The sequence below is a fragment of the Ruegeria sp. K11 genome (assembly GCF_056531905.1).
Genome location: NZ_JBQFMP010000007.1, coordinates 19408 through 34202 on the forward strand (window position 1 = coordinate 19408; position 14795 = coordinate 34202).

Genomic DNA, 14795 nt, shown 5'->3' on the forward strand with positions numbered 1-14795 from the left:
GGGGGCCAGAAACCCCCGGCGGTTTGTGCTTATTTACGGCTTACAGTCGTTGCGCTGGTACGCTCATCCTGCCGCCCCGTGACCTCCAGATCGGCACGGTGTGCCCAGATTGTGTGCTGGTAGTAGAGCGGGATGCCCGGCATATCCTCGACCACAACCTTCATCGCCTCCGCGACATGCTCATTGGCCTTGGCATCGTCGATTTCCACCGCCCAGGCTTTCATTGCCGCGTCAAACGCGTCGCTTTGGTAGCTGGAGTAGTTAGACGCCCCAAGACCCAGATCCTTGTCTCTCGACGCAAACGCGAACGAGATCATCTGAGCAGGCCCCTGCGGGTGGCCCCAGCCATAGAGGAACACGCCAAGCTCGCCATTCGACCGTTGACCGGCAAAGACCGACCAGGGCTGCGTCTTCAGGTTCACCGTGATGCCAATCCGCGACAGGTACTGCGTGACGGCCTGCGCGACGCGGGCACCGTTTGCATAGCGGTCTGACGGGGCGAAGAAGTCGATGGTGAAGCCGTTGGGATAGCCCGCTTCGGCCAGCAATTCCTTGGCTTTCTCGGGGTCGTATTCCAGTTCCGGCAATTCCGGTGCACCCGTGCGGTATTTCGGCGCGAACTGGTTGGCCACGGTGGCTTCGCCGCCAAACAGACGGTCGGCAATGGCCTGACGGTTGATCGCCATCGACATCGCCTTGCGCACGCGGGGGTCCGCCAGCGGGGCGCTGCCGTCTTCTGCGGTTACGCCACCGGCCCCTTCGGGGTTCACGTCCAGAACAAGGAAGATAGAGCGCCAGGACGGCACGGCGGTATAGGCCAGCTCGTCATTGGCTTCCAACCCGGGCAGGTCTTCGGTGGTTGGGTTCTCGATGATATCGAAATCACCTGCCAGCAGACCGGCAAGGCGTGCGCCAGCATTCCCGATGGTGCGGATTTCCACCTCATCCCATTCCGGAGCTTCGCCCCAATAATTGTCGTTCTTGACCAGATCGGCCTCGCCCGATTTGTCAAACCGAGAGATCTTGTAAGGCCCTGTGCCAATCGCCGCGTCGCCGTTCTCGAAATCGGCACGGGTCGGGTAAGCCGTGATACCGCAGTCGCCCTCGGCATCGTATTTGATCGGTCCCTCAGGGATATCCGCACCCGAAGCGGGCAGGATCGACAGGAACTTCATCTTCTGGATCCAAAGCGGATAGGGCGCGCTCATCTCGAATTTCACGGTCTGGTCATCAACCGCGACCACGTCTGCAATCGGCCCCATCGAACTGGTCAGCAGGTTACGCTTGCCGTCGATCAGATGCATCATCCGGCAGGCGGAATAGACCACATCCCGCGCGGTCAGCGGCTCACCATTGTGGAATGTGACGCCGTCGCGCAGCTTGACTTCCAGAGTGGTTGGGCTGGTCCATTCCCATCCCGTCGCCAGAAGGGGGCTGTCATCCGCTGCAACCATGGCCTCGAACACATGCTCTTTGAGCGATGCGGTGGGCGTGCCGCCAAATGGGTACGGATCGATCGAGCGCGGCGCGGATGCAAAGCCCATGCGCAGGGTTTCGGCGCTTGCCACTCCGGGCAAGGCGAGGGTGGCGGCCAGCGCCAGTGCAGAGATTGTCTGTTTCATGGCTATCCCTTCCTGTTTTCTCAGATTGCTGCTCGGGCAGGTTTTTGCCCCCGATTTTCGACGTAAGCTTTGTATTCCCGCAGGATCTCGGCGCAGTCGGCCTGAACCTTGTCAAAGTTCTCGTTCCGCTCGCGGGTTGCTTCGTTCATGTAGAGGTCGCGGCGCAGTTCAACCTGCAGAATATGCTGGCCAATTTCAGGCCATCCATACCGCACCGTGATTTCACCGCCGACAAAACGTTTGTTGATACCGACCTCGTAGCCGCGTTCGCGGAACAGGCGGGCCATCTCCTCGGTCAGATCAGGCGCGCAGGAGCCACCCGACCGGTTGCCGATATCCACCTGCGGACGTTCTTTGCCGCCGCGGGCTTCGCCATCAAAGCGGGTCATCGAATGGCAATCAACGATATAGACTTCGTCATGCTTCGCGTGCAGCCCTTCCACCAGCGACGTCATCGTCTGGTGATAGGGAATAAAGTAACGCGCCAGGCGGCCCTTGATTTCAGCCAAAGTCAGCTTGCGATCATAGATCGGCTTGTCGTAGGCCTTGGACCAGAACAATGTGGCCCCCGCGGCGACCGAGCCGGGCAGAAACCGCCCGTACCAGTTGTCGGGGTCATCCAGCATGTTGGCGTCGATGTCGTGCTGATGCCGGTTCACATCCACATAGGCGCGGGGAAAGTTCGCCTTGATCGTGGTCAGACCCAGATTGTGCCCTTCGGCAAAGATTTCGTCCATGTATTTGTCGGACGGATGATCGACATCCGCATAGGTCAGGTCGCTGCGATGACCGAAATCATCCGGGTAAACGTCGCCGGAATGTGGAAATGACAGCATCAGAGGGCTGTCACCCTCAGTCACAGTAAGCGCCGGGTATGCTATTCCATTACTTATGATTTCAGAGTTCAGGTGCATTGGCTCGGTAAACCTCTTTTGCGAATCCGCTCCACATACAACTACGTGGGACGAGATCGGTTCGAAATCTTATTTTTCTGCCGAAAGGATGTATAAGAGAGAGTTATAAGGGGTGCTGCGCATCGCACATTCTTCTGTGCAGCCAAAATCTGGTTCGGAAGACAAGGGCAAAGCCGCTCGAATTCCGGCGACATGCTTTTTGGTGCAGGGTCAACTGCCTGAATTTCTTAGCAATCCAGCTTGGAAAGTGTGAGATGCTCGCGAATGAAGACGAGCACGAAATCGGTTGCGAAACGTGTTTTAGTTTGCTGTGCTGAGGCGGCAGAACGTGTTGCAGCAGACCCTAATAGCTCATCATGGAGCGACAGATCGACAGCTTTGACATTGGCCTGCTCGCGGATACCTCTTGCAAGCTACTGAACCGGCCGTTGTTCGAGACTTCCCATCGCTGCGACGCAGCCAGCCAGATCGAACTTTCGTATCAAGAACAAAGTCCTGACTCTTGAAAACTCACAAATCACGATTCGACGCGGGCGCTCGTAATCACTCGTCAAACGTTTGCTTTCTGGTGTGCCAATAACACCGCGACGAATTCAAGCAGAACATCATTGGGTGTCGGGTTAACGGCTTTGTCCCTCGCGTTGTGCATTTTCGGCGGCGTAAAATGGGCGAACGGAAACTGTGTACCGCAGTCGCCGCGTTGCGCAGGACCCGATCATCATGGCCTTGAACACCGCGCAACGTGCCCGCTGTTACACCTGCGTCCCGGTTCCCGGTTTTGAGTTGCGCCGGGGCGTCCCGGTATCCATCACCGAGGTCGCTGGTTAGACCCTTCCGATAACAAAAGTCACCGAAGCCCCCGATGAAGCCGTCTGTGGCGGGGCCTTCATCGCGGCCCACACCGCCCAAATGTACGTTCTGGTGGCCGTTGCAACCTGTCAGAGAGCAAATTCCCTGGATTGTCTCCATCGCCGCGGCGCGATCACAACTATCGCCGCTTCGGAATGGCCCTTACAGTCACAGCCCAAACACGTCCGTGGCGCGCTGGCCTGCTTTCAGACCGGCGATCCATTCAGCTTCCTGGGCTATTTTGTCTTTCGCATCTGCAAGGCAATCACGCGCTGTATCCGGAGAGACGGCAACAAGCCCGTCGCGGTCGCCCAGGATCAAGTCACCCGAAGCTATCTTGCATCCGCCGAAAGATACGGATGCGTTGACTTCTCCGGCGCTGGCGCTGGTGGGCCCCCGGGGCGTGACGCTGCGGGCGAAGACGGGGAAATCCGGCCATGAGCCCAGCATGTCAATGTCGCGCACGGCCCCGTCGACGATCACGCCTTTGCAGCCGAGTCCCCTCAGATGCCCACCCAGAATTTCGCCGATCATGGCGAATTCGGTTTCGCCATTGGCGGCGATCACCACCACGTCGCCGGGCTTTGTATGATCCAGCACATGAATGACGGCCCCGAAATCCGGCGGCGAAACCGAGACAGTCCGGGCTCGCCCCAGCAGATGAAGCGGCCCGGTTCCCAAGGTCTGCGCCCGGATCGCCGGATCGATCAGACAGGATGGCTGCAAGTCGGCGACTATACTTGCGGGCACACCCTGCCACGCCAGGATTTGGTCCTGACTTACGGGGGCATTTTCTGGATGGATGGTAATCGGCATTCTTTACCCTTTCTCGGTCAGTTGGCGCTGGACCGCTTTAGCCAATCGTTGAACGGCCTCGGTCAGATTGGCCTCGTCGTTCAACGTGAAATTCAGACGGAGTCCCTGCCGGTTTTCCCCGTGGGCATCAAAAACACTGCTTGGTGAGATGCAGACTTTCTCTTCCAACGCAATCTCGAACAGGCGGTCCGTGTTGATATTTTCGTCCCGCGCGCGCGCCCAGACAAACATACCGCCCGTAGGCACGTCCCATTCAAACCACTCTGCCAGGTGGGTTTTCAGCGCTTCACAAAGGGCATCGCGGCGCCTGCGATAGATGTCGAGGACTTGCGTTTGGCTTGACTCGATCAAGTTGGACTTCAGGATTTCAAGTGTGATGCGCTGTGTGATACCGCTTGTGCACATGTCCGATCCCTGCTTGGCAAGCGTCAGAGCGGCAATCATCTCGGGCCTGGCGATCACCCAACCCACACGCAGGCCCGGGGCGATCAGTTTTGACATCGTACCCAGGTAAACGATGTTGGACAAATTCCCGGCCCGAAGAGCCAGATCAAGCACGTTCGGGGGCATATCGCCATCATAGCAAAGGCTGCCATAGGGGTCGTCCTCTACGAGCCATGCACCGGTTCCGTGAGATGCGCTCAGCAAGTTCTTCCGCACTTCCAGTCCCACCAACCGCCCGGTCGGGTTTGAGAAATTGGGCACGGTATAGGCGAACTTTGCACCGCTCATGGCCTGAAACGGATCAAATCCTTCAGCATTCAGATCCATGTTTCGAAAGCGCGGGCGGCGGGGACGCCAAGCATCAAGGGCTCCGAGATAGGTTGGAAACTGGCCCGCAACCAGATCCCCTTCGTCCAGCAACACTTTCCCCAGCAGATCGAGCGCTTGCATTCCGCTTGTCGTTATCAAAACGTTTGCGGCGGTCAGTTCGAAGTTCTCGGTTGAAAATCGATGCGCGACGATCGCACGCAAGTCTGGAAGACCTTCGATCGGGCCGTATCCCAGTGTCTCGGTCGGGTGGTTCTGGATAACCTTTTGGGCGAGGGCTGCGATCTGGCGACCGGGATACGTAGTCGGTTCGGGCAGTCCACCTGCGATGTTGAGCAAACCGGGTATTTGGCCGGCGGCCAGAAAGGCGCGGGTTATTTCATTCGTCTCGGATAACCAACTGGCGAAGGACGCGGATTCGACAATCCGGTCACCTTCAGCGTCCAACGCGCTTTCCGACCCCATATCAAGCCTCCTGTCTGGTTTAACCGCAGGTTAGCCGTAAACGCGCGCACAATCCCGGCGTTCTTTGCTTCCAACCCTGTCTAAATTGGTGATTAACGCTAAAAACTAATCCTAAACTAGGGAATAATGGCAATGCTCGACTCTGATGAAATCGACAAGCGAATTCTGGCTGAACTCCGGCGCGATGGACGTCTTCCCATAAGCGACCTTGCCGAAATCGTTGGGTTATCGCCCACACCCTGCGCCCGCCGTGTCAGAAAGCTGGAACAGGCTGGTATAATTCGAGGCTATCGCGCAGACATTTCGCCCGAAAGTCTGGGAATGCCGATCTGCGTTCTGATCTCCGTGAAGCTGGCCAAACACAAACCAGACGGCCACGCGGTTTTTCAACAGACTGTCAAACAAAGCCCCGAGGTCTCGGAGTGTCTGATGGTCACCGGAGCGGCAGACTATATCCTTAAAGCCTGGTTTCAGGATATCGACGCCCTGCGCCTGTTCATCACAACTACAGTGCAAAACCTGCCTGAAGTTGCTGAAACCTCGACGATGTTGGTTGTAGGGGAGTCGGAAACCGGATTCGGAGCGATGTGATCCTCGCGGCACCGCGCTTTCGCTGTGACGGCTTCTTGCCAACCGCGCGTCATTGTTAAACTTAGGCTGACGTACAATTGCGCCGCTAAAAGATTTCAGGTTCTGGCACAGGACTGCCGAAATCGTGCCGGAGAAAGTCGAAATCACAGCCCTTGTCCGCCTGTTCTATATGGCGTGAAAACACCCAGCCGTAACCGCGTTCATATCGTGGTTCTGGCGGAGCCCAAACGGCGCGACGGCGGGCTAGTTCTTCGTCGGGAACTTTCAGGTTCAACGAACGGTTTGGCACATCCAGTTCTATGATGTCGCCGTCCTCGACAAGTGCAAGCGGACCGCCCACGAAAGCTTCGGGCGCGACATGCAGGATGCAGGCGCCGTAGGACGTGCCCGACATTCGGGCGTCCGAAAGGCGCACCATATCGCGATGGCCCTGTGCCAACAGCGCTTGGGGCATCGGGATCATCCCCCATTCGGGCATGCCGGGGCCACCTTGCGGCCCGGCGTTGCGCAAGATCAACACGTGATTTGCGGTGATCGGATAGTGCGGGTCTTCTATGATCTTCTTCAGCTCGGGATAGCTGTCTGCAACAATAGCTGGGCCGGAATGGGTCATGAATTTGGGGTCCATGGCGGCCGGTTTGATGACAGCGCCGTCTGGTGCAAGGTTGCCCTTCAGCACGGCCAGCGAACCCTCGTGGTAAACCGGGTTGGACAGGGGGCGGATGACGTCGGGATGATAGGTACGCGCGCCCTCGATGTCCTTTTCCAAGCTTTGCCCTGTCACCGTCGTGACGGACAGATCCAGCTTGTCGCGCAATTCTTGCATTAATGCGGGCAACCCGCCCGCATAGTAGAAATCTTCCATCAGGTAATCCGACCCGGAAGGGCGAATATTGGCGATCACCGGTGTCGAGCGCCCGATTTCGTCCAGGTCTTCCAAGGTTAGCGGAACGCCTGCCCGCCGCGCCATCGCAATCAGATGAATGATGGCATTGGTCGAGCAACCGGTGGCCATTGCTACCGTGACGGCGTTTCGGGTGCTCGCTGGCGTCATGATCTTGTCGGGGGTCAGATCTTCCCAGACCATCTCGACAACGCGCCGACCGCAGGCAGCGGCCATGCGTTTGTGATTTGCATCTGGCGCCGGGATGGAAGATGCGCCGGGCAGGGTGAGCCCCCAACCGTCAGCGATGGACATCATGGTGGCTGCGGTTCCCATTGTCATACAGGTGCCATAGCTGCGGGCGATGCCACCCTCGACACCCTGCCATTCATCTTTTGTGATATTTCCCGCGCGTCGCTCGTCCCAGTACTTCCAGGTGTCGGTGCCCGACCCCAACTTCTCCCCCGCATAGTTGCCGCGCAGCATGGCACCAGCGGGCAGGAAAATGAAAGGCAGACCCATGCTGACGGCGCCCATGATCAAGGCCGGTGTAGACTTGTCGCAACCGCCCATCAGAACCGCTCCATCCACAGGATGCGAGCGCAGCGTCTCTTCTACTTCCATTGCACCGAGATTTCGGTAAAGCATAGACGTTGGTTTCAAAAACTGCTCGGCAAAATCCATGACCGGCAGTTCCACTGGCATGCCTCCTGCCTGCAAAACGCCACGCTTTACCCATTCGGCACGATCGCGCAGGTGGTGGTGGCAGGGCGACAGGTCAGACCAAGTGTTGACAATTGCGACAACGGGTTTGCCTTCCCAGTCTTCACCGCTCAATCCCATCTGGAGCGCACGCGAACGATGGCCCATGGAGCGCAGATCGTCTGGGGCAAACCAGCGCGCCGAACGCAGGTTTTCAGGTGTCTTGCGGGTCAAATGCATCCCTTTGTTTTGGGAAACCCTGCAGCAATAAACGCATGGTGTCGAGTCTGGTTACAGGTCGGAACATACCCTCGACGATGTTTTTGCCTTTCGAGTATTAGGAGCGCCTTTCCGGCTTGAGCTTCGTTATCATACGTCACCCATATAGCTTGCCTGTTTGTGCCAATTTGTCCCCAGGTTCGATGGACGAGCTCCGCCCCAAACTGCATCGGCTGCAGTTCAACCACATAGAGCCAGGCCGTGTTGATGTCCTTTTCCGAGCGGATCAGGAGAACAGGTGTGATTGCTGCCACCTACCCGGTAGGAGCGAATCTCGGTGCGACTTCGGGCAGGACATTGTTGATAAGCCGTTTTTTTGCGGCTTGTATGTTATGAGAACATCCCGACATCTTTGTTACCAGCGGACCTCGTCAAGTTCGTGACTGAAACAACGACTAAGCAAGATGCGTCTTATTACACGTGTTGCGATTGATACAGGAGAGCCCGATGCAGACGACGAATATCAAAAAGAAATGGGACGCCGGACTCCCTACGGTCAACGGTTGGTGCTCAATCGGTAGCACCGTTACGGCAGAGATTATGGCGGCACAGGGTTATGACAGCCTGACAATCGACATGCAGCACGGGGCGCTTGACTACCCCGCGGCGTTACCAATGCTTCAGACTATGCGCGCTTCGGATGCGACGCTCTTGGTTCGGGTTCCATGGCGCGATGCAGGTTCCATTATGAAAGCGCTGGACGCAGGTGCGATGGGTATTATCTGCCCCATGATCAACAATCGCACTGAGGCCGAAGAATTCGTCTCGTACACGCGGTATCCGCCGGAGGGCCAGCGCAGCTTTGGCCCGACACGGGCGTCGGTTGCAATGCCGGGCTATGGCGTTGATGCCAATCAGCATGTCCTGGCGTTCGCCATGATCGAAACTGCCGACGGTATGCGCAACCTGGAAGACATCGCCTCGACACCGGGTCTAGACGGAATTTATGTCGGCCCGGCGGATCTTACGCTGGGTACCCAACAAGGGCGTCTGCAACCCGGTCTGGATCGAGAAGAGGCCGAAATGATCGCGCTTATCCAGCAAATCGCCGAAACCTGTAGGCAACACAAGATTGCCGCCGGCATTCATTGCGGGTCCGCTGCATACGCGGCACGCGCCATAAGCTGGGGCTACAACATGACAACAGTTTCCGGCGATGCGCGCCTGTTGGCCAGTGCGGCGTCGAACACAGTGTCTGAATGGCGCAACCTCACCAAACAAGCAGGAGAAAACAACGATAACGCCAGTGTGTATTGAAAACAAATCGGATTTCCGGGCATCGGCGGCCGGTTCGCTATCTCGTTCATTAACACTCAGTCTTCGGAGGATGTAATCCCTGTCGCGGTGTCCAGGCCTCATTGCTGCAAAAGCGCAGAATATAAAGCGTCACAAATGCCGTTCGTGACGCATCAATGAAACCTATGCGACACTGAAAGGCACGTGGGTTTATCTTTGCCGAGAGGTCGACAAACACGGCAAGACCCCGAAAGTCATGTTGTCCAAGAGCCGGAAGAGAGCTGCTGCGACGAAGGTCTTCGCCAGTCTTCATGAGGCGTGCAGAGCTTCCTTGTTTGAACGTTTGCTTCGCAACGGCTGCCGGGCAGCGGGGCGATGATGTAAAAGGGGTATAGGCGCTTCAAGACTTGGGGGACTGAAAGCGCTGAGTTGGTTCGTGGACTGCGAACCCCTGAATAACACATGCCCCGGTTGAAGATGACCGCATCTCAGAAGGCTGACCAGAACACCTTTCAGTGTTGCCACAACTCTGTATCGGGATGGAATTGAGACCAGGCAAACCAAAACGCTTGGTGGCTGCCAAGGTCCGACCCGTCCTGGCCCACGGCTCTTATCCCGCCGGCGACAAGTTCCAGCTGAACGTTTTCGACAACGATCTCGTCGCCGCGTTTCAAAGCCAAAAGCGCGGCGCTTCTTTGAAACGCAACGGGTTTGCCCGAAGCCGTAACAACACCAATGATATCTTCATGAACCGGCAAACGTGGGTCGACATCGCCGATCGGAAAGATGGGGCCGTTTGCGTCTCGACCGTTGCGGAAATCCGGATCGCGACCCAGCGCATAACGCTCAAGCAACACCGTGGTATCCGGATATTCCTGTTTCCACGTGCCCCAATCCGTAGTGACCACTGTAGCTTGATCGAGCTGCAGACCTTTCTCGGACAAGGGTCCGGTAACAGCATGGCCCAAAAACGTGTCAAACACAGAGTAGGTGTTCAGGTCGTACATCACTTTGTTGGACCGGTTAAGCAACCCCGAAGTCCGCAAAATCGGACGCTCGATCCCTTCAGGCAAACCGTCGGTAAAATAGGCCTGCGCGGCCCCGCACAAAGTACAATACGGAATGCCAAGGTCACGACCACCCAGAGTGTCGTTCACCATCTCGCGGACTTCCATGATACGGCGTGGATACGCCCTATGTTCGCCGTTTATGGAAATGCCAAAAACGATGTCGTCGTCTTTCAACCAGGTTGCATCTTCAGCACTGCTGGTCTGAGGGTTGTCAGCGGCAGGGATACAATTGCACCCGTCATCGGTTTTGTCATAAGGACGGTCATCGATCAGCACCCCTCCCCAGGACACCATCCTCCAATCTACATCGCCTTCGGCAAAAATAGGTTCCCATCCAGGAACGATACTGGTGAAAATCGACCGTTTGAAGGAAAGATAGTCGGGCGGTTCCGGAATGTCCCAGGCAATAAGGTGGTCGGTGACAACACCCCAGCTGTTTTCAAGCCCGATCTCTTTACCCAACAGCGTAGCGGCGGCATTTGTCAATTCAGCGTTTAATTGCTGCGAGGGTACAAATCGCATCAAATCGCTGATGATCCACGCCAACCGAGGGTCACCGGATGATGCGACTTCGGCCAGTGCCAGCCTTTGGTTTTCACCCCATGTCGAGAGTGCAACACTGTCAACGAACGCAACCCGAAGCGCAAATTGCATTGCGGTGCTCAGCGGGTCAGTCGGAAGATCTGGTGGGTGGCCAAACTCTTCTATCACGTATTCAGGCAACTGCTTTGCCGTTTGCGCTTGCAACGGCTCCGAGTACACAACGGTCAGTTTCAGAAACGACGCCAACAACAGAAGGCACCCAAATGCACTGCTTTTGCGCATCATCAACGAAGCTTTCATATCAACTGTCTCCATAAACCTACCTATTGTCGGAGCAAGAGCGCGCCTGAACATCGTTGTTTTCGCAAAACGACCTTGCGTAGCATCCGGCGAAAGGTTGGACGATCTGCAGAAGCAAGCAAAATCACGTTTTCGCCAAGCCTTGTGAGCCGGGGCAAGCGAGTCAAAGCCTCGGCACGACCAGTGCCTTAGATATTGCGTCGCGGTCTATATGTACGAGCTTTATTTGTGGCTTGGAATTACGCAAAAAGCGGCACTTTTCAATCATCACCGCTGCGCCAACAGCAAACGGTTGATGTCGTTCAGGATCGTCGCGAGATGGAGCCACCCCCGCTGGTTCGCCTTGGTTTCAGACTGGTTTGAGATAACTTAAATCTGAATCTGCGTTATCTGCGGAAAAACGGCTCAGACGTTCCATTGTGGTTTGTTGGGATATTTCAAGATGATCGACGAGCGCAGTACAGGCCGCTTCCCGATGACCAGATAAGATCGCTTGTAAAATTATCTGATGCTCTTTGGCAAAGAGGGTCTCTGGATGGTACCGAGGGTAATAATAGCTGTTAAAAATGTGAACCAATCTGCATTTGCGCAGCATGGCCATAAGAAATTTGTTGCCGCAAAATGAAAGTACCCGATCATGAAGGTCCGCTTCCAGTTGGTGGGATGAATAGTGTTCGGTCTGCGCGCTTGCTGTAGCGACCCGTTCGAGGCGGTCTTGAACAAAGGACCTGTCGATGCGATCGAATCCTTCATTTAAGGCATACGGTTCCAAGAGTTTACGAACGGCGAATTGCTCGCCAAATGTCTCTTTGTCGAACCGGTTCAGAATCCATCTTTGCCCTTCCAACCGCACAATATTGTCTGCGATCAGGCGAAACTGAATGTCATTCAGAACGGTTCTGCTTATTTGATGCTGTTCGGTCAGGTTAGAGGGTACAATCCTGAATTCGCCGGTACTTGCAGCTGCCAGCAACTCGGATTTTATAGTGTCATAACGCTCCATCAACTTGGTGTCGCGTTTCCGCTTTTTTATGTTCGAAAGGGGATGCTTCTGGTCTGTTTCAGGTATCTCTGGCTTGGACGCAGCTTGGGGACCCGCAATAAAAAACCCGCGTTTCCCTGGCCGCACGCGAACCTGACCGAGGACACGAAGTTCATGCAACGCGTTCCGCGCGGTCTGACGGCTGACTCCAAAATGATCGGCCACGATTGACTCGGTCAGACGGGTTCCATCGGGAATTCGGCTGGTCGCAATCGCGTCAGACAACCTGCCCCTGATCTTCGCGTACATTGGACCGGAAAGCGCCTCAGCCAAACCACACTTAACTTGAAAAACCACTTTTGTATGCAAAAGGCCAAATTTAGGCTGGCATTGACCTGTCCGTCGGCTCCACCTTTGCGGCGGCGGGTATCGTCGGTGCGGCGCTGGCGACGGGGGGCAGACCGAGTCTTTTTCTCTGGGCCGCGGGGAACAAGAGGCGATCTGGTGGTTCTGGGCCTTTGCGGCGGCCGTACTTGTGGGGACAATGGCCGGGCTTTTGCAGGGCGTCACCACAACGGTGTTCAATGTGCCGGCGTTTGTCGTGATTCTTGGCGGCATGTCCCTGTTCCGGTAGTCCTGTTTGTCTGCGGAACAGCTCTGGCATGGTACGTCCTGAACTACACCCGTTATGGCCGCAGCATTTACGCTGTAGGGGCCAACCCCGAGGCTGCGCCACTGTCGGGCATCAACGTCAAATTCGTGATTGCAAGTGTCTACACGATCACCGGATACTGCGCCGGGCTGGCAGGGTTTGTTCTGTCTGCCCGCCTGAATTCCGCCGAAGCCGTGGCAGGCGTCGGCTTTGAACTTCGCGTTATCGCCTCGGTCGTCATTGGCGGCATCAGCCTGTTTGGCGGCATCGGGTCTGTTCTGGGAACCGCAGCCAGCGCGTTGCTGATCGGCGTGCTTCTCAATGGCCTAGTCATGCTGAACGTCAAACCCTTTTGGCAGCAGATCGTGATTGGCATCATCATCGTGGCCGCCGTAGCCTTCGACACCTACATCAAATCACGAAGCCGCAGCAACTGATTGCCCCGGACGGACAGGCGTAGAACATCATGAAATTCAAGACAGATCTGGTGAGCGTCATGGGTAAGCCGGTTTGGGACAATCCCAGCGAACCCATGGTGCACGCGGCGTCTGATCACCGCGGCTTGGCTTGGCGCTATCTCACGCTGGAAGTCGCTGAGGACGGTCTGGAAGCGGCGGTTCAGGGACTTCGTGCCATCGGCTTTGCCGGGTTCAACTGCACCATGCCGCAAAAAATCGCTGTGATAGATCATCCGGACGAGATCGTTCCGTCCGCCTCGTTGATCGGCGAAAACACGGACGGGCGCGGGCTGGTGCGGGCACTGGAGGGTGTTCAATCCACTAAGGGGTTGAACGTCGTCATGCTTGGGGCAGGGGGCGCGGCTAGCGCCATAGCAGTCGAACTGGTGCTGGCGGGTATCCGACATCTCACAGTAGTGAACCGCGATAGGGCACGCGGAGAAGCGCTGTTGGAGTTGCTTCAATCCGATGAGTTGCTGGCGCAAACGAATGGACTCCCGACTTCGTTGAACCCTTGGGTGATCAAATCCGGTTACCGGGCGATTGCGACGTCTTCGTCAACGCGACCTCGATTGGCATGTACCCGAACCCCGACGCGGTTGTGCCGTTGGATTATGACAGCCTTCCCGCATCCGCGTTGGTGGTGGATATGGTGCCCAACCCGCCCAAAAAGCCGTTGTTGAAACGCGCAAATTCCGCTGGATGCCAGACAATCAAGGGATTGGATATGCTGATCGAACAGGGGCGGTATGGTGTCGAGCTTTTGACAGGTGTCAGCCCCGAAAAGGCCCCTATGCGGCGCCGTCTGAAACAGGTTATCTGAAACCCACAATTAATCATTCAGCCCTCTGGAAGGATATCTACGCCATGGTCAGCCCCCAAAATCCGAATTTCGCGACCTATCCCAGCCTTGCGAATAAAACCGTCTTTGTAACCGGCGGTGCGTCTGGCATCGGCGCTGAGATCGTTTCCGCATTTGCCGCGCAGGGCTGTCAGGTGGGCTTTGTCGATATGGACGAGCAAGCCAGCAAAAACCTGGTCGATACTGTCGGCGGAGCGGTGCATTTCGAAACCTGCGACCTGCGCGACATTGATGCACTCCGCGATCGTTTTGCAAAGCTGGCAGACAAAATCGGTCCGGCACAGGTTCTGGTCAACAACGCTGCCCGCGACGATCGCCACGACTGGACCGATGTTACCCCGGAGTATTGGGATGATCGGGCGAATACGAACCTGCGGCACATGTTCTTCGCCATTCAGGCGGTGGCCCCGGCCATGATCGAAGGGGACGGAGGCTCGATCATCAATATGGGGTCCAATTCCTGGTGGGAGGCCGGAGGCGGTTTCCCCGCCTACACAACAGCCAAGGCCGCCGTTCACGGCCTGACCCGCACGATGGCACGCGACCTTGGGCAACACCGCATCCGTGTCAACACCGTCGTTCCGGGCTGGATCATGACCGAACGTCAGAAAACGCTTTGGGCAACACCCGACGCGTTGGAGAACCACCGTGCGCGCCAGTGTCTGCCTGACTTGATAGACCCGGTCTATGTGGCCCGCATGGTGGTCTTCCTTGCATCGGACGATGCAGCCATGTGTTCGGCGAACAACTATATGGTTGAAGCGGGCTCGATCTGAGCAACCTTTCGACGGATTACTCAA

Annotated in this window: 15 protein-coding genes; 7 read left to right on the top strand and 8 right to left on the bottom strand. The window is 56.6% G+C overall.

What is annotated here, in order from left to right; translation table 11 throughout:
• Positions 1-29 precede the first annotated feature (29 nt).
• The 4 genes from ACR0K4_RS12395 to ACR0K4_RS12410 all read right to left on the bottom strand — a co-directional run bounded on the left by ACR0K4_RS12395 (position 30) and on the right by ACR0K4_RS12410 (position 5437).
• Complete coding sequence (locus ACR0K4_RS12395; protein ID WP_480854211.1) at positions 30-1622, bottom strand: ABC transporter substrate-binding protein; 1593 nt, start codon at positions 1620-1622, stop codon at positions 30-32.
• 20 nt (positions 1623-1642) lie between these two features.
• Complete coding sequence (locus ACR0K4_RS12400; RefSeq protein ID WP_480854212.1) at positions 1643-2458, bottom strand: N-formylglutamate amidohydrolase; 816 nt, start codon at positions 2456-2458, stop codon at positions 1643-1645.
• Positions 2459-3553: 1095 nt separating this feature from the next.
• Positions 3554-4201 carry an RraA family protein gene (locus ACR0K4_RS12405; RefSeq protein WP_480854213.1) on the bottom strand — a complete coding sequence of 216 codons (648 nt, stop codon included), beginning with the start codon at positions 4199-4201 and terminating at the stop codon, positions 3554-3556.
• Between the two features lie 3 nt (positions 4202-4204).
• Positions 4205-5437 carry an aminotransferase-like domain-containing protein gene (locus tag ACR0K4_RS12410; protein ID WP_480854214.1) on the bottom strand — a complete coding sequence of 411 codons (1233 nt, stop codon included), beginning with the start codon at positions 5435-5437 and terminating at the stop codon, positions 4205-4207.
• 132 nt (positions 5438-5569) lie between these two features.
• On the opposite strand from ACR0K4_RS12410, the gene ACR0K4_RS12415 reads away from it, so the two are divergent.
• Positions 5570-6028, top strand: a complete 459-nt coding sequence (locus tag ACR0K4_RS12415; RefSeq protein WP_480854215.1) for an Lrp/AsnC family transcriptional regulator — start codon at positions 5570-5572, stop codon at positions 6026-6028.
• An 85-nt stretch (positions 6029-6113) separates the two neighbouring features.
• Here the strand turns inward: ACR0K4_RS12415 and araD are convergent, their stop codons facing one another.
• Positions 6114-7853: an L-arabinonate dehydratase gene (araD, locus tag ACR0K4_RS12420; protein WP_480854216.1), complete on the bottom strand. Its 1740-nt coding sequence runs from the start codon at positions 7851-7853 to the stop codon at positions 6114-6116.
• Positions 7844-8146, bottom strand: a complete 303-nt coding sequence (locus ACR0K4_RS12425; protein WP_480854217.1) for a WGR domain-containing protein — start codon at positions 8144-8146, stop codon at positions 7844-7846. Before ACR0K4_RS12425 ends, araD begins: the two co-directional genes overlap by 10 nt.
• 193 nt (positions 8147-8339) lie before the next feature.
• Between ACR0K4_RS12425 and ACR0K4_RS12430 the strand changes: the two genes are divergently transcribed.
• A complete protein-coding gene (locus ACR0K4_RS12430) occupies positions 8340-9149 on the top strand; it encodes an HpcH/HpaI aldolase family protein (protein WP_480854218.1) in 810 nt (269 codons plus the stop codon).
• A 151-nt stretch (positions 9150-9300) separates the two neighbouring features.
• Positions 9301-9507 (top strand): DDE-type integrase/transposase/recombinase, encoded by a 207-nt coding sequence (locus ACR0K4_RS12435; protein ID WP_480519098.1) that lies wholly within the window; start codon positions 9301-9303, stop codon positions 9505-9507.
• A gap of 133 nt (positions 9508-9640) precedes the next feature.
• Here ACR0K4_RS12435 and ACR0K4_RS12440 read toward each other — a convergent pair whose 3' ends face one another.
• Positions 9641-11041 (bottom strand): DUF3179 domain-containing (seleno)protein, encoded by a 1401-nt coding sequence (locus ACR0K4_RS12440; RefSeq protein ID WP_480518686.1) that lies wholly within the window; start codon positions 11039-11041, stop codon positions 9641-9643.
• Between the two features lie 349 nt (positions 11042-11390).
• Positions 11391-12332, bottom strand: coding sequence for a GntR family transcriptional regulator (locus ACR0K4_RS12445; protein WP_480854219.1), 942 nt, complete (start codon positions 12330-12332; stop codon positions 11391-11393).
• Between the two features lie 195 nt (positions 12333-12527).
• Here ACR0K4_RS12445 and ACR0K4_RS12450 point away from each other — a divergent pair, with 195 nt between their 5' ends.
• The 4 genes from ACR0K4_RS12450 to ACR0K4_RS12465 are packed head-to-tail and all read left to right on the top strand — an operon-like array spanning position 12528 to position 14771.
• Positions 12528-13112 (top strand): ABC transporter permease, encoded by a 585-nt coding sequence (locus tag ACR0K4_RS12450; RefSeq protein WP_480518690.1) that lies wholly within the window; start codon positions 12528-12530, stop codon positions 13110-13112.
• A gap of 29 nt (positions 13113-13141) precedes the next feature.
• Positions 13142-13816, top strand: coding sequence for a shikimate dehydrogenase family protein (locus ACR0K4_RS12455; protein ID WP_480854220.1), 675 nt, complete (start codon positions 13142-13144; stop codon positions 13814-13816).
• Positions 13817-13860: 44 nt separating this feature from the next.
• Positions 13861-13956, top strand: a complete 96-nt coding sequence (locus ACR0K4_RS12460) for a hypothetical protein (RefSeq protein ID WP_480854222.1) — start codon at positions 13861-13863, stop codon at positions 13954-13956.
• A gap of 44 nt (positions 13957-14000) precedes the next feature.
• A complete protein-coding gene (locus ACR0K4_RS12465; protein WP_480854224.1) occupies positions 14001-14771 on the top strand; it encodes an SDR family NAD(P)-dependent oxidoreductase in 771 nt (256 codons plus the stop codon).
• Positions 14772-14795 lie beyond the last annotated feature (24 nt).